The organism is Nocardioides marmoraquaticus (assembly GCF_054777915.1).
On the sequence record NZ_BAAHAA010000014.1, the window covers coordinates 1 to 20,496 of the forward strand.

18 protein-coding genes are annotated in these 20,496 nt (G+C 73.1%); 5 read left to right on the forward strand and 13 right to left on the reverse strand.

Annotated elements, in window-relative coordinates; all coding sequences use genetic code 11:
• Window positions 1-183: 183 nt before the first annotated feature.
• From ACYU8I_RS11640 to ACYU8I_RS11680, 9 genes are all read right to left on the reverse strand, one after another.
• Window positions 184-996 (reverse strand): ABC transporter permease, encoded by an 813-nt coding sequence (locus tag ACYU8I_RS11640; protein ID WP_460840874.1) that lies wholly within the window; start codon window positions 994-996, stop codon window positions 184-186.
• Complete coding sequence (locus ACYU8I_RS11645) at window positions 993-1,907, reverse strand: ABC transporter ATP-binding protein (protein ID WP_460840876.1); 915 nt, start codon at window positions 1,905-1,907, stop codon at window positions 993-995. The genes ACYU8I_RS11640 and ACYU8I_RS11645 overlap by 4 nt, the downstream gene beginning before the upstream one ends.
• A complete protein-coding gene (locus ACYU8I_RS11650; protein WP_460840877.1) occupies window positions 1,904-2,971 on the reverse strand; it encodes a LolA-like protein in 1,068 nt (355 codons plus the stop codon). Before ACYU8I_RS11650 ends, ACYU8I_RS11645 begins: the two co-directional genes overlap by 4 nt.
• A 2-nt stretch (window positions 2,972-2,973) precedes the next feature.
• Window positions 2,974-5,310, reverse strand: a complete 2,337-nt coding sequence (locus ACYU8I_RS11655; protein WP_460840879.1) for a glycoside hydrolase family 31 protein — start codon at window positions 5,308-5,310, stop codon at window positions 2,974-2,976.
• 31 nt (window positions 5,311-5,341) lie between these two features.
• Entirely contained in the window at window positions 5,342-7,177 is a 1,836-nt protein-coding gene (locus tag ACYU8I_RS11660; RefSeq protein WP_460840881.1) for an alpha/beta hydrolase, read from the reverse strand.
• Window positions 7,174-7,530, reverse strand: coding sequence for a WXG100 family type VII secretion target (locus tag ACYU8I_RS11665; protein ID WP_460840883.1), 357 nt, complete (start codon window positions 7,528-7,530; stop codon window positions 7,174-7,176). Before ACYU8I_RS11665 ends, ACYU8I_RS11660 begins: the two co-directional genes overlap by 4 nt.
• Window positions 7,523-8,026, reverse strand: coding sequence for a hypothetical protein (locus ACYU8I_RS11670; RefSeq protein WP_460840884.1), 504 nt, complete (start codon window positions 8,024-8,026; stop codon window positions 7,523-7,525). The genes ACYU8I_RS11665 and ACYU8I_RS11670 overlap by 8 nt, the downstream gene beginning before the upstream one ends.
• A gap of 47 nt (window positions 8,027-8,073) precedes the next feature.
• Window positions 8,074-8,607 (reverse strand): hypothetical protein, encoded by a 534-nt coding sequence (locus tag ACYU8I_RS11675; protein WP_460840886.1) that lies wholly within the window; start codon window positions 8,605-8,607, stop codon window positions 8,074-8,076.
• A gap of 91 nt (window positions 8,608-8,698) precedes the next feature.
• On the reverse strand, window positions 8,699-10,156 hold the full coding sequence (locus tag ACYU8I_RS11680) for an HNH endonuclease signature motif containing protein (protein WP_460840888.1): 1,458 nt from the start codon (window positions 10,154-10,156) through the stop codon (window positions 8,699-8,701).
• A gap of 680 nt (window positions 10,157-10,836) precedes the next feature.
• Between ACYU8I_RS11680 and leuS the strand changes: the two genes are divergently transcribed.
• From leuS to ACYU8I_RS11705, 5 genes are all read left to right on the forward strand, one after another.
• Complete coding sequence (gene leuS, locus ACYU8I_RS11685) at window positions 10,837-13,320, forward strand: leucine--tRNA ligase (protein WP_460840891.1); 2,484 nt, start codon at window positions 10,837-10,839, stop codon at window positions 13,318-13,320.
• A gap of 87 nt (window positions 13,321-13,407) precedes the next feature.
• Complete coding sequence (locus ACYU8I_RS11690) at window positions 13,408-13,881, forward strand: potassium channel family protein (RefSeq protein WP_460840893.1); 474 nt, start codon at window positions 13,408-13,410, stop codon at window positions 13,879-13,881.
• Window positions 13,878-14,288 (forward strand): hypothetical protein, encoded by a 411-nt coding sequence (locus ACYU8I_RS11695; RefSeq protein WP_460840896.1) that lies wholly within the window; start codon window positions 13,878-13,880, stop codon window positions 14,286-14,288. Before ACYU8I_RS11690 ends, ACYU8I_RS11695 begins: the two co-directional genes overlap by 4 nt.
• A gap of 41 nt (window positions 14,289-14,329) precedes the next feature.
• Window positions 14,330-14,779 carry a DUF350 domain-containing protein gene (locus ACYU8I_RS11700; RefSeq protein WP_460840898.1) on the forward strand — a complete coding sequence of 150 codons (450 nt, stop codon included), beginning with the start codon at window positions 14,330-14,332 and terminating at the stop codon, window positions 14,777-14,779.
• Window positions 14,780-14,797: 18 nt separating this feature from the next.
• On the forward strand, window positions 14,798-16,087 hold the full coding sequence (locus ACYU8I_RS11705) for a glutathionylspermidine synthase family protein (RefSeq protein WP_460840901.1): 1,290 nt from the start codon (window positions 14,798-14,800) through the stop codon (window positions 16,085-16,087).
• Window positions 16,088-16,094: 7 nt separating this feature from the next.
• Here ACYU8I_RS11705 and ACYU8I_RS11710 read toward each other — a convergent pair whose 3' ends face one another.
• From ACYU8I_RS11710 to ACYU8I_RS11725, 4 genes are all read right to left on the reverse strand, one after another.
• Window positions 16,095-17,096 carry a sugar phosphate isomerase/epimerase family protein gene (locus tag ACYU8I_RS11710; protein WP_460840903.1) on the reverse strand — a complete coding sequence of 334 codons (1,002 nt, stop codon included), beginning with the start codon at window positions 17,094-17,096 and terminating at the stop codon, window positions 16,095-16,097.
• Window positions 17,097-17,118: 22 nt separating this feature from the next.
• Window positions 17,119-18,291: a Gfo/Idh/MocA family protein gene (locus ACYU8I_RS11715; protein ID WP_460840905.1), complete on the reverse strand. Its 1,173-nt coding sequence runs from the start codon at window positions 18,289-18,291 to the stop codon at window positions 17,119-17,121.
• Window positions 18,288-19,160: a sugar phosphate isomerase/epimerase family protein gene (locus ACYU8I_RS11720; RefSeq protein ID WP_460840907.1), complete on the reverse strand. Its 873-nt coding sequence runs from the start codon at window positions 19,158-19,160 to the stop codon at window positions 18,288-18,290. The genes ACYU8I_RS11715 and ACYU8I_RS11720 overlap by 4 nt, the downstream gene beginning before the upstream one ends.
• A 78-nt stretch (window positions 19,161-19,238) precedes the next feature.
• Window positions 19,239-20,492, reverse strand: a complete 1,254-nt coding sequence (locus tag ACYU8I_RS11725) for a substrate-binding domain-containing protein (protein ID WP_460840909.1) — start codon at window positions 20,490-20,492, stop codon at window positions 19,239-19,241.
• Window positions 20,493-20,496 lie beyond the last annotated feature (4 nt).

The window sequence follows — 20,496 nt, forward strand, 5'->3', positions numbered from 1 at the left end:
GCACGGGCCACCCCTGCACGACGATGAGCTCGGCGAGGCGTTGCCGGCCGACAGGGGTCAGTGGAGCGTTAGCGTGAGTCATTGAGGACCTTCGGTCGGAGGTTGGTGTGGTAACCCCTCCGTACCGAAGGTCCTCGCTATTCGTCTACGCCTCGGCGTTCACAACCTGCCGGGGAACTACAGCTAGCGGGCGACGTCCTTGGTGGCGAAGTTGGCCCAGGCGGCGCCGGCGAACACGACGAGGTAGGCCAGCTGGGTCAGCGTGCCGTCGACGACGTCGCCCCAGCGGATCGGGTCGCGGAAGAGGTCGACGAAGGCCAGCCAGTGCCGGGTCATCAGGTAGGGCTCGAGCGGCTCGGCGGCGTCGAGCCCGAGCAGCACCGTAGAGGCCACGAGCAGGCCGATGGTGCCGAGCGCGGCGCCGACCGCCGACTCGGTGGTGGTGCTGAAGAAGAGCGCGATGGCGGCAACGCCGAGCATGCACAGCACCACGTAGACGAAGGTCATCGCGGTCCGGGTGTACATCTCGGCCGGGGTGAGGGTGCTGCCGGACACGCTGACCACCCCGGTGACGGGGGCGTCACCGAGGAGCGCCAGGCCGAGCAGGTAGCCGACCAGCCCGACGGCCAGGGTGGCGATGACGACGAAGAACACGACGCTCACCAGCTTGGCGACGAGCAGCCGACCGCGGGCGACGGGGCGCACCAGCAGGTAGCGCAGCGTGCCGCCCTGCGACTCCCCGGCGATGGCGTCGCCGCCCACGACCGCGACGGCGACCGGCAGGAACAGCGGCAGCACCAGGCCGAGCGCGGCGAGCGGGAACAGCGTGCCGTCGGTCAGCACCGCCGACAGGAAGGGCGGGCCGGTGCCGGGACGGGGGCCGAGGTCGGTCAGCGCCAGCAGCACCGCGACGACCGCGGGCAGGGCGTTGAGCGCCGCGATGGTGACCCAGGTGCGGGGGCGGCGCAGCAGCTGCCACAGCTCGACGCGGATCACGAGGCCACCTGCCGCTCCGTCGTCTCCAGCACGACCTCCTCCAGGGTCCGGCGCTCGGGCCCGATCTCGGCGACGCGGACACCCGCACCCACCAGGTCGGCGTTGAGCCGCGCCGCGTCGGGGGCGCGCACCAGCAGCACCTCGCCGTCGCGACGCTCCACGCGCCCGCCGAGCAGGCCGACGACCCGGTCGGGGTCGGGGGTGCGCAGCCGCACCCGTCCGGTCGGGGCGTGCACGGCGGCGAGCGCGTCCTGCAGCACCAGCCGACCGTCGGCGAGCACCCCCACGCGGGTCGACATCTGCTCGACCTCGGCGAGCAGGTGGCTGGACAGCAGGATGGTGGTGCCCTCCCGGTTGAGCGCGAGGAGCAGCTCGCGGATCTCGGTGATGCCCTGCGGGTCGAGGCCGTTGGTCGGCTCGTCGAGCACCAGCAGCTCGGGCCGCTGGTACAGCGCGGCCGCCAGCCCCAGGCGCTGCCGCATCCCCAGGGAGTAGGTGCGCACGGGCCGACGGTCGCGGGGGTCGAGGCCGACCTGCTCGAGCACCTCGTCGGTACGCCGCCCGCGTGCGGCCCGGCGCTCCGACCCACGGCCGGCCGCGTCGAGCACCCCGAGGTTGGCGCGGCCCGAGAGGTGGGCGTAGGCGCCGGGCCCCTCGACGAGGGCACCCACCCGCGGCAGCACCCGCGAGGCCGCCCTCGGCATCGGCTCGCCGAGAAGGTCGACCTCGCCGGACGTCGGGCGCACCAGTCCGAGCAGCATCCGGATGGTCGTGGTCTTGCCGGAGCCGTTGGCGCCGAGGAAGCCGTAGACATCGCCGCGGCGTACCTCGAGGGCGACGTCGTCGACCGCGCGGACCCCGCCGCGGTAGAGCTTGGTCAGCGCCCGGGTGCGCACCAACGTGTCGGTCATCGGCGGACCTCCAGCTCGTCGGCCGCCTGCTGCAGGGTCGGCAGGGTCACGGTGCCGACGAGCAGGAGGGCCTGCTCGTCGGACTGCGTCAGGACCACCGAGACCGGCCCGAAGGCCACGGCCTGGCGGGCCCCGGTGTCGATGGTGGCGGCGACGCGCCGCAGCTGCTCACGCAGCCCTCGGGCCACGCTGTCGCGCACCGGGATCACCGCGGTGCTGGTGGCCCCGCGGCCGTAGACGCCGGCGTCCCCGACCTCGGCGTCCGCACGCAGCGGCAGCCCGGCGATCCGGTCGGGTCGGACGAAGAAGCCGTCGGCCCGGGCCTCGAAGCCACGACCGCGCGAGACCTCGACGCCGCGGGTGAACTCGATCTGCGCCTGACGGGTGGTGGGGCGACGCAGGTCGAGGTCGGTCACGGTGCTGACCAGCGCGGGGGAGGTCTCGCCGACGCCGTACACCTCGACACGCAGCGGCACGCCGCTGTCCTGGTCGGCCCACAGGTCGATGCGGTCGAGGGTGGAGCGCGGGTCGGACGGCACCACCCGCAGGCCCGCCGCGGGCCGTCCCGCGACGCGCTCGTCGGGCAACCGGCTCAGCTCGTCGTCGGTGACCCCGGCGAGCAGCCGGCGGGCCAGCGCGACGGGCACGACGTCGGGGTCGTCGGGCAGGCGCAGGTCGTCGTCGAAGGTGACGGTGACGCGGTTGCCCTCGTAGCGCCAGCGCACGCTCACGTCGCCGGCGCGGAGGATGTCGGTCTCGCCGCTGGTGCGCAGGCGGTCGACACGGTGCTCGTCGGGGGAGCGCCACCACACGCGCAGCGTGCTCGACTCGCCCAGCAGGCGGGCGACGCCGTCCAGGTCGGAGTCGCTCTCGGGGATCTCGACCGAGCCCTGGGTGTAGACCTCGCCCGACCAGCCGGTGTCGTAGGCGTCGCGCACCGCGTCGGCGAGCGCCGGGGCGTCGAGGTCGCTGGGCTCGACGGGCCAGGCGCGCACGAGCACCGGCGCCCCCGCGAGCACCACGGCCACGGCGAGCACCAGCAGCCAGCGTGCCGCGGGGACCACGCTCACACGGTACGGGCGGCCCGGTGGGGGTCGGCGAGCACGAGCTCGAGCACGGCGTCCTCGAGGTCGCGGTCGAGCTCGAGGCCGCGCACGGCGGCGGTCGCGGCGGCGGCGTCGGACGCCGCGCGGACGACCTCGTGCACCCGCAGCTTGGTGTCGTGCTCGACCTGTGCGCGGTGGAGCAGCCCGTCGACCTGCTCGAGGGTGTGCTCCCAGCCGTGGGGGACGACTCCCTCCAGGCGTACCGCGAGCGCGTCGTCGGGCCCGACGGTGCCGAGCTCGCGGCGCTCGTGGCCCCCGGTGGTGGCCCCGAGCAGCCGCAGGTGCCAGGTACGCCGCTCGGGCACCGCGGCGTGGTCGCCGACCACCGGGCCGATGCGCAGCTCGCCGGAGGCGTCGTCCCAGCGCACCGGGGTGGTCGCCCGCGCCCCGTCGACGGTCCCGTCGTCCTCGACGAGGTCGAAGGCGCCGTCGGCGCCGGGGGCGAGCGCCAGCTCGACCACCTCGGGGTGCTCGGTGCCGACGGCCTCGTCGTCGAGGCCGGCCAGCGGCAGCAGGGCGCCGTCGGGCAGCAGCACGGGGTAGTGCTCGGCCGGACGGTGCAGCCGCAGCTCGCGGCCGCCGACGTAGCGGGTGCCGGTGAACAGGTCGGTCCAGCCGCCTGCCGGCAGCCAGGCGCGGGTGCTCGCGGTCAGCAGCTCGGGGTGCAGCGGCTCGACGATGCTCGCCACGACGACCTGCGAGCCGAAGCGGAACTGCGTCGGCACCTCGTAGGCCGCCTGCTCCTCGGGGTGCTCCCAGTACATCGGCTCCACCAGCGGCACCGACCGTTCTGCTGCGCGGACGTTCATCGTGTGCAGGTAGGGGACGAGGCGGTGCCGCAGCCGCAGGAACGCGTCGATGCTGGCCCGGGTCTCGGCCGGGAACGACCACGGCTCCTTGCGGATGAAGGGGTGCAGCGTGGAGTGCAGCCGGAGCACGGGGGAGAAGCACCCGAGCTGCACCCAGCGGTTGTGCAGGTCGTGGTCGCGCCGGCCCCACAGGTGGCCGCCGACGTCGTGGCTCCACCAGCCGTAGCCGATGTTGGAGGCGGTCGCGGTGAAGTGGGGCTGGAAGGCCAGCGACGCCCAGCTGACCACGGTGTCGCCGGAGAACCCGATGGGGTAGCGGTGGCTGCCGGGGCCGGCGTACCGGCTGAACGTCAGCGGCACCTCGCCGTCGCGCCCGGAGTCGGCGTAGTGAGCCATGTTGAGCAGCCAGAGCGGGTCGACGCCGGGCACCCGGGTGTGCTCGCCCTGCTGCCAGTCGAGCCACCAGAAGTCGACGCCCTGCTCCTCGAGTGGGTGGTGCAGCAGCGTGAAGTAGGCGTCGAGGAACCGCGGGTCGGTCGGGTCGAAGGCGACCGGCTGCCCGCTCCCCGGGTCGAGGCCCATCGCCTCGGCCATCGCGGGGTAGGCGTCCTCGAAGGAGCGCACCCCGTCGGCCGGGTGCACGTTGAGGGTGACCTTGAGCCCGCGCTCGTGCAGCTCGCCGAGGAACGCCTCGGGGTCGGGGAAGAGGTCGGTGTTCCACGAGTAGCCCGTCCACCCGACGCCGTGGCGCGGGTCGATGTCGACCCAGTGCCAGTCCATGTCGATGACGGCCACCGACAGCGGCACCCGCTCGGCCTCGAAGCGGTCCATCAGCGCGAGGTACTCCTCGGCCGAGTAGGGGTGGTAGCGGCTCCACCACGTCCCGAGCGTCCAGCGCGGCAGCCGCGGCACGGCGCCCGAGACCGCGTGCAGGTCGCGCACGGCGGCCCGGTGGTCGAGGCCGCGGGCGAAGACGTAGAGGTCGCGGTGACCCTGCCGCCGCGGCGCGGGCGCCCCGTCCTCCAGCAGGAACGACGTCGAGTCGTCGACGACGGCGATGCCCGTGCGCGAGACCACCCCGCCACCCAGGGGTGCCGCGCCGTCGACGTCGTCGAGGGTGCGGGTCGTGCCGCCCAGCCCGTCGGCCGGCTCGCCGTAGCGCCAGACGCTGGTGTGCTTGGAGTCGAGGCTCCGGGCGACGGTGACCTTGAGGCCGCTCGGGCTGAACGGCCCGCCGTCGTGCTCGAGGTGGAAGCAGGCGGTGTCGACCTCGACGCGGCCGCCCTCGTCGCGGCGTACGACGAAGTGAGGCACGGGCAGCGCCCGGTCGACGGCGAAGGTGCTGGCGCGGTCCTCGAACTCGCCGGTGTCGGACCACTCGAGCCGCACGAGGCCGGGCGTGAGCACGGTGATCCGCCACCGGTCGCCGGTCACCACCGCCTCCGGGTGTGCGACGGGGTTGCCGGGGACGTCGAGGCGCGAGGTCACGCGCCCCACCGTAGGGGGCCGCGCCCGAGCCTCAGAACGGCCAGAGTCGGCCACCCGCCTCGACGACGGCCTCCCCGGCGTCCTCCAGCCGGCCCTCGACCTCGTCCTCGATCCGCTGGCCCTGCTCCTCGACCCATCGGACACCTTCGCCGACGGTCTGGTCGGCCCACCACAACGGCGTCTCGGAGTCGCTCCGGCCGTCGACCTGCTCGACCTGGTCGCCCTCGCCGGCCACGATGCGGCCGATGTTGTCCAGCGAGGTCGAGCCGGGGTCGAAGTAGGAGGTGTGGTTGTCGAGGCTCGTGAAGACCTCGTCGGTCGCGTTGTCGACCTGGAACCGGTGCGCCCCGAAGTCGGACTCGGCGGGGTCGTCGCCCAGTCCGGCCATCGTGGGGTTGCCCAGGCGGGTCACGAAGTCGTCCTGGGCGGAGCCGACGTAGACGTCGCCCGAGAGGTCGGAGGCGTGCTCGTTGCCGCCGCCGGCCCCGGGGCTGCCGACGAGGACGGTGTTGTCGACGGGGATCCCGTCGCCGGAAGCGATGGCGACCGTCGTCGAGCCGTAGCTGTGGCCGATCGCGGTCAGGTGGGCCTGGCCGCCCTGGTCGCTGGCCCGGAGACCGTCGATGAAGTCGGACAGGTTGGCCGCCCCGGCACGCGCGTAGTCCTCCTCCGCCACCTGGGCGACGTCCTCGATGCCGTGGATCGTGTCGAGGGGACCCTCGAGGATGCCGTCGGGGCTCGGTGCGTCGTAGCCCAGCCAGGCGATGGAGGCGACGGACCCGTTGCCCTGCTCCACCGCCTCCCGGTAGACGTTGAGCGCGTCACCGGTGACGCCCTGGAAGTTGTCCATGGTCGAGGTGAGCCCGGGCACGTTGACCGAGACGTTGTCGGCGGTGTCGGGGTTGCCCCACGAGAGGGCCGCCATGCCGTCGCCTGCCGCCGCGTCGGGGTCGTAGATCATGAGCAACGGCTGCAGCGGCTCCATCGTCGCGGGGTCGAGCACGGGCTCGTCGCCCTCCCCGGCCGTGCCCAGGGCCCCGTAGAGGTGCTCGAGGCGGTCGAGCCGCTCCTGCTCCTCGTCGGTCAGCTCGCCGTCCTCCTGCTTCTGCAGCAGCGTGTTGAGGTCCTCGGAGAGGTTGGCCCGGTTGGCGTCGTCGCGCTCGACGGCGGGGATGCCGTTGCCGCCACCCACCAGGTCGGGGTGGCTGATCTTGAGCGCCTCCTGCTGGGCGGGGGTCAGTGACTCCCACCAGCGGTTCATCGCCTCGGGGTCGCCCGCCCGCTCGGAGAGCTGCTGCGCCAGACGCCCGGTGTCGGGGGCACTCTCGGCCGCGGTCGCGCCCTCGGCGACGGTGTCGTTGGCCCGCAGCACCGCGATGAAGGCGTCCTCGGCGGTGGTGAGGTCGTCGCCCCACGTCGTGACGTCGTCGTCGAAGTCGACGATGCGCCGGCGCAGGGCCTCGGCCTCCTGCTCCAGCCCGGCCTCCTCGGTCGCGATGTCGTAGGACTCCGCCCGCTGCGACAGGTCGAGCCGGTCGCTCACGAGGTACGTGCGCCGGGTGACGAGCGACTGGCGGCGGTCGAGCAGGCCGTCGAGGGTGTCGAAGAAGGTGTCACCGGCGGTCACGACGTCCTGCATCGCCGCCACCGCACCCTCGAGGTCGTCGGCCGTCGAGGTCATGGCGTGGTTGGCCACCTCGGCGGCGTCGCCCTCCCACTCGGCAGGGGCCGCGTTGTCGCGCATGACGTCGCCGGCGTCGGAGGCGCCGACGGCGGCCGCCCGGATGCCCGTCACGAAGCCGCGTCCGGAGGCCTTGACCTCGCACTCGGGCACCTCGACCGGCGGCGCCGGGATCACGACGCTCACTGCGGACCGCCCGTCGAGGTGTAGTGCGGGGTGGGCGCGCCGTCGTGCTGCCCCCAGGGCAGCAGCTGGGCCAGGTCGTGGCCGACCACCTGGTCCTGGCCCGTGTAGTCGGCCGCGGTCGCGTCGAGCGCCTCGGCGTGGCCCTCGGCGGCGTCGACCAGGTCCTGGACCTGCGTGAGCCAGGTCGATATGAAGGCCGTCGCGGCCGGTCCCAAGCGCGGACCGAGGTCGGCCACGGCGTCCTCGGCGTCGAGCAGCCGCTTCTTGCCGCCGCGCAGCACCTCGCTCTGGTCGTCCCACGTCGTCGCAGCCGTCCGCAGCGCCGTCGGGTTGACGAGGTATCCCTCAGCCATCGCTGCGCTCCTGCTCGTCGTCGAGGACGACCTCGGCGCCCCTGACCCCGACCACGAGGCTGTGTGGCTCCGCGTGCGCCTCGACCACGAACCGGGCCGCGGCGTCGACCGCGACGAGCCGGGCCCCGCCCCCGGGGCCTGGCCGCGCGTCCCACGCGGGGTCGTCGACGAGGTGGTCGCGCAGCGAGCGCAGCGCGCCGATGCTCTGCTGCGGCGTCAGGTCGGTCCAGCTCGTCCGGGCGGCGTAGCGGTGGGCCGCGCCCGTCGTACGCCGCCAGCCGCCGGTGCGGCGTCCGTCGTCGAGGCCGGTGTGCCGGACGAGGCCGTCGAGGATGCGGTCGACCTCGTCGGCTCGGGCGCGCCGCGCAGAGGGCCCGAGCGGTGGGGCGTCGGGCGGCGTCACGTCAGGTGGCAGCACGACGATGTCGATGTCGGGCTGACGTCGTCGCAGCTCGTCGAAGAACGGGTCGAGCGCCCGGTAACCCCCCGTGGTCATGGCGGCAGGTTAGTTGACCGACGCGGCGTCGGCCGCGGCTTCCGACCTCAGCCGAGGTCGCGGGCGAGGTCGGGGCCGACGTCGACGCAGTCGGAGCGGAGCGTCAGGTAGCGCAGCTCGCGGTCGGAGCCGTCCTCGGCGGCGATGGCCGAGCCGATGACCACGCGCACGGACACGCCGTCGACCGCGGTCTCGCCGAGGAGCCCGCCGTCGTCGTCGCTGACGTCGAGCCCGAGCTCCTCCCAGCTCGACGCCAGGTCGTCGAGACCGCTGGCTGGCGCGGGCGGCCCGTAGACGAGCGTCGAGCCCATCGTCAGGCGCACCGTGCCGTCGGGCGCCCCGCTGCACGGCTCGGCCGAGGCTCGCCCCGAGCCGGGGACGTCGGTCGCGCCGACCGCCTCGGCGGCCGCGGCGAAGGCGTCGGTGCCGACCTGCTGGGTCTGCGTGCGGAGCTGTTGGAAGCCGTCGGCGTCGAGCCGGTCTCCCGACGGCTCCTCCGTCGACCCCGACCCTCCACCACCACCGCACCCGGCCACGACCAGGACGAGCACGCACACGACGACGGAGCGGGGCAGGCGCATGGCGCCAGGCTAGGGGGCGTCACCGCGTGGCCACGCGAACTGGCTCGACTCGCGACGGGTGGGCACGCGGACGGGCCGGTCGCCGGTCGGGTCAGGGGCCGAGGGGTGCGCGGGTGTGGGGGACGACGGTGTACGTGTGGCCGGTGGGGCTGGTCCAGGTGTAGGTGCCGTGGCGGTCTCGCCGGTAGGTCCAGTCGTGGTGGGTCTTGGCGTTGTGGTGGCGCCGGCACAGCGGAGCGAGGTTCGATGCTCGTGTCTGGCCGAGTGGTCCGCCGTCGTCTGGTGACTGGTAGGCGTCGATGTGGTCGAGGTCGCAGCGTCGTGAGTCGCGTCGGCAGCCGGGGAAGACGCAGTGGGCGTCGCGGAGGACGACCTGCTCGTGCATGAGCGGTTTCGGGTCGTGGGTGTCGACGGCCGGGTCGCTGGCGAGGTCGATGGGCCGGAGGGTGGTGATGGGTGCGTCGATGCCGTGGCGGGTCAGCCAGGACTGGACCCCGGTGGTCGAGGAGGTTGTACAGCAACCGCCTCGAGACCCCCCGGCCGTCACCGCCCTGACCCGGACCCTGCCTCCGTGAGCGGCGCGTCGGCGGACCCACGCGGCGAGCTGTGGGGCAGAGACGGCGCCGCGGGTCTCCTCGACGAAGGTGCCGTGCTCGCTGGTGAGGTCGGCGGGGGTGAGGTGGACGACGAGGTCGGTGCCAGCCGCGGCGCCGGGGTCAGGGTGGGTGGTGCGGCCCGACATGAGGTCGAGGGCGTGCTGGGGGTCGGCGAGGATCCCGACCGCGGTCGCCCGCCGGACGTCGCGGTCGCTGGTGTCGCCGAGGTCGCGCAGGTCGGCGGCGATGCGGGAGACGGTGGCGTCGAGGAGGTCGGCGTCGTCGGCGTCGAGGGTCATGTTGACGTCCACCACGCCCGGGGCGCGGTGGTCCCGGCGCAGCCACACCCCACGACGGGTGGCGGCTGCTTCCTCGTCGGCGACGGCGCGGTCGGGGTCGGCGGTGAGCCGGGCCTCGTGGATCAGCCTGCGGGCGTCGACGGCGGCGATCTTCTGCGGGACGGCGGTGATGAGCCGGTCGGCGTGCAGCGCGGCGTCGTAGGTCAGGTCGTGGGTCTCCCGGCTGATCTGTCGGGCGAGCCACACCGGCACCCGCCCCTCCTGGGTCAGCGCCCAGAGTCGGGGGAGTCGGAAGGCGAGCTCGAGGGCGTCGCCGATGAGCTGGCGGGCGTGGTCGTGCGACCGGTCCAGCGCCGCACCGAGCTCGAGCGGCGCGAGCGGGTGCACCAGCGGCGCACCGGGGCCGGCGAGAGGGATGAGCACTCGCGACTTGTCGGTGGCGAGCAGGCCCGGCTCACCCCACCCGGCGTAGTCGACCACGACGCCGTCGGCATCGACCTCGGCCGGGTAGGCCAGCGCCCACTGCACCGCCATCCAGACCTGCTTCACCTCAGCCGCGTGGGCGTCGGCTCGGGCAGTCAGGAGCTCGTCGATGATGGCCGCCCGCACGTCGACAGGTGCCCTGTCGGCGGTGTCGAGAGGCGCGGTCTTCATGACCGAAGTCTACCGCTTGTAACTGACAATCGAACAGATGATCGACAGCATGTGGACGGGCAGCGGCCCAGGGTGGTAGGCGCCTGGCTGGGTCTCGAGGCTCGTCGCTTGCGCTCCTCGCACCTCGACCACCCCAGTCCGGCAGGGGTGGTCGAGGTGCCCGAGCCCCCGGGCGAACCTCCACCCCGCACCCGAACGACCGCGCGGCCCCTGCGGGACCGTTGACTTCGAGACGGCCGCTGCGCAACCTCCTCAGGGAGCAGGGGCCGTGCGGCGCAACCTCTCCAGGGAGCAGAGCTCGTGGGGAGGTCACCGGGTCTCGAGGCTCGTCGCTTGCGCTCCTCGCACCTCGACCAGCCAAGGGAGGCCGATGCTCCTCGACCACCCCAGTCCGGCAGGGGTGGTCGAGGTGCCCGAGCCCCCGGGCGAGGGCCTCGAGACCCCGCACCCGGAGGACGGTGCGGCGGCCCTTCGAGACGGTTGCTGCGCAACCTCCTCAGGGAGCAGGTGGTCCGGGCGGGTCGTGGCGCGTCGGGCGGTCCGGTCGGGACACGTGCTGCGGCGTACGATGAGTCCGTGACACACGCCCTGCTCCTTGCCTAGCCGCGTCGTACGACGCGGCCGCCCCTCTGCGCGAGGGGCTTTTGTGTGTCTGGAGCAGACCGAGGGAAGACGGAGAGATGAGCGAGCACGAGCAGCAGGACACCCACCTGGACTTCCGCGACGTCGAGGCGAAGTGGCAGCCGGTGTGGGCCGGGCTCGACCCGTTCCGCGCCGACGAGACCAGCGAGCGCCCGCAGAAGTACGCGCTCACGATGTTCCCCTACCCCTCGGGCGACCTGCACATGGGCCACGCCGAGGTCACCGCGCTGCACGACGTGATCGCGCGCTACTGGTGGCAGCGCGGCTTCGAGGTGATGAACCCCATCGGGTGGGACTCCTTCGGCCTGCCCGCCGAGAACGCCGCGATCCGCAACGACGAGCACCCGGCGACCTACACCTACGCCAACATCGAGACGCAGGCCGACAGCTTCAAGCGGTACGCCGTGTCCTTCGACTGGTCGCGGCGGCTGCACACCTCCGACCCGGAGTACTACCGCTGGACGCAGTGGCTGTTCCTGAAGTTCCGCGAGCGCGGGCTCGCCTACCGCAAGAACTCGCCGGTCAACTGGTGCCCGCAGGACCAGACGGTGCTGGCCAACGAGCAGGTCGTCGACGGCACCTGCGAGCGGTGCGGCGCGACGGTGACCAAGCGCGAGCTGACGCAGTGGTACTTCAAGATCACCGACTACGCCCAGGAGCTGCTCGACGGGCTCGACGAGCTGGAGCAGAGCTGGCCCGCCCGCGTCGTGACGGCCCAGCGCAACTGGATCGGTCGCTCCGAGGGCGCCCACGTCACCTTCGACGTGCACCTGGCCTCGGGCGACGTCCGGCCGTTGGAGGTCTACACGACGCGGCCCGACACGCTGCACGGCGCGACCTTCATGGTCGTCGCCGCCGACGCCGCGCTGGCCGCCGAGCTGGTCGCGCCCGACCGGGCGCAGGTGCTGGAGGACTACCTGGTCGAGGTGCGGACCGCCTCCGACATCGACCGGCTCTCGACCGAGCGCCCCAAGACCGGCGTCGACCTGGGCGTGACCGCGACCAACCCGGTCAACGGCGAGCAGGTGCCGGTGTGGGCGAGCGACTACGTGCTGGCCGACTACGGCACCGGCGCGATCATGGCCGTGCCGGCCCACGACCAGCGCGACCTCGACTTCGCCCGGGCGATGGACCTGCCGGTGCGGATGGTCATCGACACCGGCGAGGAGGACCCGGCGGTGTCCGGCACCGCCACGACCGGGTCCGGCACCTACGTCTCGTCCGGCCCGCTCGACGGACTGACCGACAAGGTCGAGGGCGTGCGCGCGGCCATCGAGCAGCTGGAGGCCGACGGCCGCGGCAGCGGGGCGGTCAACTACCGGCTGCGCGACTGGCTGCTGTCGCGCCAGCGCTACTGGGGCGTGCCGATCCCGGTGATCCACTGCGAGGCGTGCGGCGAGGTGCCCGTGCCCGAGGACCAGCTGCCCGTCGAGCTGCCCGAGCTGCGGGGCGCCGACCTCAAGCCCAAGGGCGTCTCGCCGCTGGCGGCGGCCACCGAGTGGGTGAACGTCGACTGCCCGTCGTGCGGGGGCGCCGCGACGCGCGACACCGACACGATGGACACCTTCGTCGACTCCAGCTGGTACATGTTCCGCTACTGCTCGCCCGGCCTCGGCACGGCGCCGTTCGACAGCGCGCAGGTCAACGCCTGGATGCCGTGCGACGTCTACGTCGGCGGTGTCGAGCACGCCGTGCTGCACCTGCTCTACGGCCGCTTCTTCACCAAGGTGCTGGCCGACATGGGCCTGGTCGACTTCCGCGAGCCCTGGGCCTCCCAGCTCAACCAGGGCGTCGTGATCAACCAGGGCAAGAAGATGAGCAAGTCGCTCGGCAACGGCGTCAACCTCGGCGAGCAGCTGGCCGAGTACGGCGTCGACGCCGTGCGCCTGACGCTGGTCTTCGCCGGCCCGCCCGAGGACGACATCGACTGGGCCGACGTCTCGCCCGCCGGCTCGCTGCGGTTCCTGCAGCGCGCCTGGCGCCTTGCCGGCGACGTGACCTCGCCCGTGGGCGCCGACCCGGTCGCCGGCGACGGGGCACTGCGGCGTACGACGCACCGCACGGTCGCCGACGCGGCCGAGCTGGTCGAGGGCCGTCGCTTCAACGTCGTGGTGGCCCGGGTCATGGAGCTGGTGAACGCCACCCGCAAGGCCATCGACAGCGGTGTGGGTGGCGCCGACCCGGCGGTGCGCGAGGCGGCCGAGGCCGTCGCCGTGCTGCTGTCGCTCGTCGCGCCGTACACCGCGGAGGAGATGTGGGAGCGGCTTGGCCACGAGCCCACCGTGGCCAGGGCCGGCTGGCCGGTCGTCGACGAGTCGCTGCTGGTCGAGGGCACCGTGACCGCCGTGGTGCAGGTGCAGGGCAAGGTCAAGGCCCGTCTCGACGTCGCGCCCGACATCTCCGCCGGCGACCTGGAGGCCGCGGCCATGGCCGACGCGGGCGTGCAGCGCGCGCTGGAGGGCAAGACCGTGCGCAAGGTCATCGTCCGCGAGCCCAGGCTGGTCAACGTCGTCGCCGGCTGAGGCCGGGTGCCGCCGCGCCCGCGTCGTTCGTGCGCGGCGGCGCCCGGCATGCCCTAACCTCGCCGGAGCGACGACAGGGGGGTAGGGGTGCGCGGCTTCAAGGCGTTCATGCACCGGGTGGTCAACGAGCCACGGCTGCTGCTGATGGTGCTCGTGGGTGACTTCCTCGTCGCCAGCGGGCTCTACTGGGCGATCGAGGGCACCGGTCCGATCGCCTCGATGTGGTGGGCGATCGTCACCGGCACCACCACCGGGTACGGCGACTACTCACCCGTGACGACCGCGGGCCGGGGCGTGGCAGTGCTCTTCATGCTCTCGATGCTGCTGCTGGTGCTGTGCGCCGGCGCCCACTTCACCCGGGCCGTGCTGCACGACCCCGACGCCTTCACCGATGCCGAGCAGCGCGAGATGCTCTCGCTGCTGCGGCAGAACAACGCGCTGCTGCGGATGCAGGTGGAGGCGACCCACGGGGTCGCCGCGCTGCAGGACGCGCTCGACGGCGTGGCTCCGCCCGACGAGCACCACCGCCCCACACCGACCGCCCGCGAGGAGCAGCCGTGACGACCACGATCCGCCGAGCGAGCAAGGCGGTGCCCCTGGGCCTGACCGTGCTGGCCGCCTCGAGCCTGACCGGCTGCGGTGCCGACCCCGACGTCGCCGCCGTGTGCGTCGACCCGCAGACGCAGGAGCGCGTCGACGACGACATGTGCGACTCCGGCGAGGACCCCGACGACTTCGACGGCTCCGTCGGCAGCGGCTTCTTCTGGTACTACCTCGGCACCCAGACCAACCGCGCCGTGCCCGCGGTCGGCGCGCCCGTCTCCGGCGGCACCTGGAACGGCTCCTCGCTCGTCAGCAACGGCCGCAGCATCCAGCGCGGCGGCATGCCCGCGGACGGCGCGCCGTCCTTCAAGTCCGTCTCCAAGTCGGGCGGCTTCGGCTCGTCCAAGGGCGTCTCGTCCTCCTGAGCCCCTCCGTCGTCGCACCACCCACCGAAAGGCCGTCACCGATGCTCGACCTCTGGACCGCGCTCTACCACGCCGTCGTGTACGCCGCCCTCGCCGGCGCGGTGCTGGTGCTGGCCTACCTCGTGCTCGACCTGCTGACCCCGGGCCACCTCGGCAAGCACCTGCTCGGCGGCCACGACGACCCGTCGCACGCGGCGTCGTACTCCGCGGCGACGGTCGCGGCGGCCTGGATGGTCGGCAACGGCGCGATCGTCTTCACCGCCATCTGGACCAACGGCGACACCGACCTCGGCTACGCGCTGCTCTGGACCCTGGTCTTCGGCCTGGTCGGCTGCGCGCTCAACGCCGTCATGCTCGTCGCGGTCGACCTGGTGACGCCGGGGAACCTGCGCGCCGTGGTCTGCACGCCCGGGCCCGTGGTGCCGCTCGCGGTGCTGAGCGCCGCCTCGACGCTGGCGATCTCAGCGATCGTCTGCGCCTCCATCGCCTGATCCCGCCCGGCGACCGAGATGTGGCGGCACACGAGCGTCCCGCGTCCTGACCACCTGCGGACGGTCAAGGAGCAGGGGCTGATCTTCCCCGAGACCGACCTGCCCGACGGCGGCGTCGTGCCGTACTGGAACGAGGCGGCCTGGTACGAGCTGACCAGCGGCGAGGTCGAGACCATGGAGCACGCGACCGAGCAGCTGTGGGGCATGTGCCTCGAGGCCGTGACCAAGATGCTCCGCGACTTCGACGACGCCGACCTGCGGCTGCCCCGCGGCACCTTCGACCGGGTCCGTGACTCGGTCAGGGCGGAGGACCCGAGCGTCTACGGCCGCTTCGACCTGCGCTTCGACGGCATCGACCTGCACCTCCTGGAGCTCAACGGCGACACCCCCACCGGCCTGGTGGAGACGGCGGTCGCGCAGTGGCACTGGAAGGAGGACAAGTCGTTCTCCGACGACACCGACCAGTGGAACAGCCTGCACGAGCGGCTGGTCGACCGCTGGCGGGCCCTCGCCGGGCAGGGCTTCGTGCCGGGCAACCGGCTGCACCTGTTCCACAGCCAGGCCGACACCTCCGGCGAGGAGGAGATGACGACGCACTACATGGCCGACGTCGCCTCGCAGGCCGGGCTGACGGTCTCGGTGCAGCCCATCGAGCTGATCCAGTGGAACGAGCACGTGTCGCAGCCCGGTCGCGGCCGCTTCCTCGACGCCAACGGCGAGGAGATCCGCGCCGCCTTCAAGCTCTACCCCTGGGAGGCCATGCTCGAGGAGGACCCCGTCGGTCAGATCCTGCTCTCGGGCTCCGAGATCCGGCCGGTCCGGTGGGTCGAGCCCGCCTGGAAGGTGCTGCTGTCGACCAAGGCGCTGCTGCCGGTGCTCTGGGAGATGCACCCCGACTGCCCGTGGCTGCTGCCGGCGTACTTCGACGAGCCGCGCGACCTCGAGGAGTGGATCGGCAAGCCGCTGCGCGGCCGCGAGGGCGACAACATCGTGGTGCAGAAGGCCGACGGCACCCGGATCGTCAACGACGGCTCCTACGGCGGCGACCGGATGGTCTACCAGCAGTACGTCGAGCTGCCCAACTTCGGCACCGGCACCGACGGCGACAACTACGCCATGGTCGGGTCGTGGATCGTCGACGGAGAGGCGGCCGGCGCCATCGTGCGCGAGTCGGACGGACCCGTGACCGACTACTTCAGCCGCGTCGTGCCCCACGTCATCAGCGACGCCCTCGAGCCCGGCATCGCCCAGCAGCTGCTGTGGCGCAACCAGCGGGTCACCGACTCGCTGCCGCGCCTGCCCAACTGAGGGTCGCTCAGTCCTGGGCGAACGCCGCGTCGAAGGACGCGGCGGCGGGCGGGAAGTCGAGCCGCTGGAGGTAGGCCAGCGCCTCGGGGGCGCCGTGCAGGCGGTCCATGCCGGCGTCCTCCCACTCGACCGAGATCGGGCCGTCGTAGCCGATCGAGGCGAGCGCCCTGAAGCAGTCCTCCCACGGCACGTCGCCGCGGCCGGCCGAGACGAAGTCCCAGCCGCGACGCGGGTCACCCCACGGCAGGTGGGAGCCGAGCCGGCCGTTGCGGCCGTTGCCGATCCGCATCCGGGTGTCCTTGCAGTCGACGTGGTAGATCCGGTCGGCGAAGTCGGTGATGAAGCCGACCGGGTCGAGCTGCTGCCACACCATGTGGCTGGGGTCCCAGTTGAGCCCGAACGCCGGGCGGTGGCCGATGGCCTCGAGCGTGCGCACCGTCGACCAGTAGTCGTAGGCGATCTCGGAGGGGTGCACCTCGTGGGCGAAACGCACGCCGCACTCGTCGAAGACGTCGAGGATGGGGTTCCAGCGGTCGGCGAAGTCCTGGTAGCCGGCGTCGATGGTCTCGGCCGGCACCGGGGGGAAGAGCGCGACGTACGGCCAGATCGAGGAGCCGGTGAAGCCGACCACGGTGTCGACGCCGAGGCGCTGGGCGAGGCGGGCGGTGTCCATCAGGTCCTGGGCGGCGCGCTGCCGCACGCCCTCGGGGTCGCCGTCGCCCCACACGCGGGAGCCCACGAGCGCGCGGTGGCGCTCGTCGATCGGGTCGTCGCAGACCGCCTGGCCCTTGAGGTGGTTGGAGATGGTCCACAGGCCGAGGCCGTGGCGCTCGAGGATGCCGAGCCGCTCGGCGACGTAGTCGTCGTCGTCCCAGCGCGAGGCGTCGAGGTGCTCGCCGGAGACCGCGACCTCGAGGCCGTCGTACCCCCAGCCGGCGGCCAGCCGGGCGACCTCCTCCAGCGGCAGGTCGGCCCACTGGCCGGTGAAGAGGGTGAAGCGTCGGGTCACGGTGTCCTCCTGGGTCGTGGTCTCAGACGGCGGCGGGTCGGACGGGGCTCAACGAGGGTGACGGCACCGCCACGCGGCGGCCGTCCTGCGCCGCACTCTGCTCGACGGCGTCGAGGACGCGCTGCACCGACAGGCCCTCGGCGAACGACGGCTGCGGGTCGCGCCCCTCGGCGACGGCGCGCAGCAGGTCGGCGGCCTGGTGGGTGAAGGTGTGCTCCCAGCCGATGACGTGGCCCGGCGGCCACCAGGCGTCGAGGTAGGGGTGGTCGGGCTCGGTGACCAGCAGCGTGCGGGTGCCACCTGACGCGTCGTCGGTGATGCGCAGCTCGTTGATCCGCTCGAGGTCGAATCCGACGGAGCCGCGGCTGCCGAAGAGCTCGATGCCCAGGCCGTTCTTGCGGCCCGTCGCCATGCGGGAGACCTCGAGGCTCGCCACGGCGCCCCCGTCGGTCTCGAGGGTGCCCCAGGCGGCGTCGTCGACGGTGACGCGCTCGGGGCCGTCGCGGCCGGGTCGCTCCGGCACGAAGGTGCGGGTGGTGGCCGAGACCGAGGTGACGCACTGGCCGGTGAGGAACTGCAGCTGGTCGACGGCGTGGGAGGCGAGGTCGCCCAGCGCGCCGGAGCCGGCGTCCTCGCGGCGCAGCCGCCAGGTCATCGGGGCGTCGGCGTCGGCGAGCCAGTCCTGCAGGTAGCTGAGCCGGACGTGGCGCACGGTGCCGAGGCGACCGCTCGCCACGAGCTCCCGGGCCAGCGCGAGGGCGGGCACGCGGCGGTAGTTGAAGCCCACCATCGAGCGCACGCCCCGCGCGCGGGCGGCGTCGGCCGCCACCACCATCGCCTCGGCCTGCGCGACGTCGTTGGCGAGGGGCTTCTCGACCAGCACGTGCTTGCCCGCGGCCAGCGCCGCCTGCGCGACCTCGGCGTGCAGGTGCCCCGGCAGGCACACGTCGACCAGGTCGACGTCGTCGCGCTCCAGCACGCTGCGCCAGTCGGAGGAGGAGTCCTCCCAGCCGTACGCCGCCGCGGCTCGGGCCACGGCGTCGGGGTCACGACCCACCAGGACCGCCTGGCGCACCGGGGTGGTGTCGGGGAAGAAGGCGCCCACCGAGCGCCAGGCGTGGGAGTGGGCCTTGCCCATGAAGGAGTAGCCGATGACGGCGACCCCGAGTGACGGGCCGAGGGGTCCTGTGGTCATGAGGTTCCTCCGATGAGGTCGCGCAGGAAGGCCAGGCCGTCGCGGGCGAGGTCGTCCTGGGTGGGCGCCAGGGGGCGCCAGATGGAGGCCGCCGTGGCGATGGCGGCGTTGTCGGCGGTGAAGCTCTCCAGCACGAGCGGGCCGGCGTACCCGACCTCGTCGAGCGCGGCCAGCAGCGCCGGCCAGTCGGTCTGGTCGCCGCCCGGGGCGCCACGGTCGCTGCCGCAGACCTGCACGTGCACGAGGTGCTCGCCGGCACGTCGTACGGCGTCGGCGGAGGAGCGCTCCTCGAGGTTGAGGTGGTAGGTGTCCAGCGCGAGCCCGAGGTGGGGCCCGAGCAGCGGCCCGAGGGCGTCGAGCCCCTGGGCGGTGGTGTTGACGAGCGAGGTCTCGTAGCGGTTCAGCGGCTCGACGCCGATGGCGACCCCGGCCTGCCGGGCGTGCTCGACCACCGGCGCCAGGTGCTCCCGCAGCTCGTCGTACGCCGCCCCCCGCGCGGCGTCGTCGAGCCGCCAGGTGCGCCCGGTCGCGGCGTAGAACGGGCCGCACACCGCGGCCGCCCCGACGCCGTGGGCCAGGTCGACGCACGCCCGCAGGTAGTCCTGCGTGGCCCGCACGGCCGACGCGTCGGTCGCGACGAGGTCGCGACCGGGGGCCATGGCCCCCACGACGCACGGCACGAGACCGGTCTCGTCGAGCAGCGGCCGCAGCACCTCGGACGTGAGGTCGCCGGCCTGCTCGAGCGGCAGCTCGACGGCGTCGAAGCCGAGCCCGGCCACGTGGCGCAGCAGGTCGGGCGCGGTCGCGTCGGTGAGCGGCGAGGTCCACACCCAGGTGTTGACGCCCAGGGGGCGCACGGGTGTCGTCATCGGGGGCCTTTCGTCAGGGGGTCCCCGTCCGGGACGTCGCAGCGGGACGTCCCGGACGGGGAGCGGTCAGCAGGGGCGTCAGGGGATCTGACGCTCCTCCCACACCTGCGGGTAGCCCGGCAGGTCCTCGCCGCCGAACTTGGCGTAGTGGCCGTCGGGCATGCCGTCGTTGGCCTCGAGGAAGTCGGCGCGCTCGTCCTCGGTGATCGGGGTCTGGGGGAGCACCCACTCCTTCGGGACCTCCTCGCCGGCGAAGATCTTCTGCGCCGCGAGCAGCGGGGTGCGCCACTGGAAGTTGGAGTAGACGGGGGCCAGGCCGGTCAGCCCGGTCTCCTCCCACTTGCGCAGGAAGCTCATCTCGTCCTCGCCGGTCATGACCGGGAGGTCGGCGCCGGCGTCCTCGAAGGCCTCGATGGCGGCGACGGCGCCGTCACCGGCGTCCATCCACACGCCCTGCACGTCGCCCTTGGCGAGCTCGTCGCTGATGATCTTCTTGATCTCGGCCGGGTCGGCGCCGGTGAAGTAGTCGACCGCCTCGATGCCGTTGTCGCTGAAGATCTGGTCGGCCGCGGCCCAGCGGTTCTCGAGCACGTCGACGCCGGGCAGGATCCGCAGCGCGACGACCTTGTCGCCCTCCTCGAGGTTCTCGGAGAGGAAGTTGGCGGTGTCGATGCCCCAGGCGTAGCCACCGATCGGGTGGATGAAGGTGGTCGGGCAGTCGGTCTCGACGCCGCGGTCGAAGACGATGACCGGCTTGCCGGTCTCGCAGGCCCGCTCGACGGCGGGGGTCATGGCCGCGGTGGAGTTCGGCGAGATGATGAACACGCCGCAGTCGCCCTGCTCGATGAAGTAGTCGATGTCGGCGATCTGGGTGTTGTCGTCGTCCTTCGCGTCACGGGTCTCCATCTCGGAGATGACGCCCTCCTCCTGCATCACCTCGAGCTGCTGGTTCATGGTGATCCAGCCGGTCTGGCGCCACGGGTTGGAGATCGAGGCGTTGGCGAAGCAGGCCTTCTGGGGGCCCTCGACCGCGAGGTCCGAGGTGTCGGTCATCTCGCCGTCGATGTACTGCAGCCAGGGCTCCGCCTCGTCGCCCTCGAAGGTGGCGTCGCGCTGCTCCATCTGCTCGTCGAAGGTGGCCTGGTCGAACCACTGCGAGTCCTTGCCCGACTCGGTGTCGGACCCGGCCTGGGCGCCGTCGCTGGACTCGGACGACGAGTCCTCCTCGACGGTCGCCGACTGGTCGGTGGAGCCGCAGGCGGTCAGCACCAGCGAGGCCGCCGCGGCCGCGGCGAACAGCTTCGGCGTGCGCCGTCGCACGAACAGGGACATGACA

Bases quoted from the DNA above. Each gene is read 5' to 3' on its own strand.
- ACYU8I_RS11645 (WP_460840876.1), bottom strand. From the start codon at position 1,907: ATGACCGACACGTTGGTGCGCACCCGGGCGCTGACCAAGCTCTACCGC.
- ACYU8I_RS11665 (WP_460840883.1), bottom strand. From the start codon at position 7,530: ATGGCTGAGGGATACCTCGTCAACCCGACGGCGCTGCGGACGGCTGCG.
- ACYU8I_RS11670 (WP_460840884.1), bottom strand. From the start codon at position 8,026: ATGACCACGGGGGGTTACCGGGCGCTCGACCCGTTCTTCGACGAGCTG.
- ACYU8I_RS11675 (WP_460840886.1), bottom strand. From the start codon at position 8,607: ATGCGCCTGCCCCGCTCCGTCGTCGTGTGCGTGCTCGTCCTGGTCGTG.
- ACYU8I_RS11680 (WP_460840888.1), bottom strand. From the start codon at position 10,156: ATGAAGACCGCGCCTCTCGACACCGCCGACAGGGCACCTGTCGACGTG.
- leuS (WP_460840891.1), top strand. From the start codon at position 10,837: ATGAGCGAGCACGAGCAGCAGGACACCCACCTGGACTTCCGCGACGTC.
- ACYU8I_RS11700 (WP_460840898.1), top strand. From the start codon at position 14,330: ATGCTCGACCTCTGGACCGCGCTCTACCACGCCGTCGTGTACGCCGCC.
- ACYU8I_RS11705 (WP_460840901.1), top strand. From the start codon at position 14,798: ATGTGGCGGCACACGAGCGTCCCGCGTCCTGACCACCTGCGGACGGTC.
- ACYU8I_RS11715 (WP_460840905.1), bottom strand. From the start codon at position 18,291: ATGACCACAGGACCCCTCGGCCCGTCACTCGGGGTCGCCGTCATCGGC.
- ACYU8I_RS11720 (WP_460840907.1), bottom strand. From the start codon at position 19,160: ATGACGACACCCGTGCGCCCCCTGGGCGTCAACACCTGGGTGTGGACC.
- ACYU8I_RS11725 (WP_460840909.1), bottom strand. From the start codon at position 20,492: ATGTCCCTGTTCGTGCGACGGCGCACGCCGAAGCTGTTCGCCGCGGCC.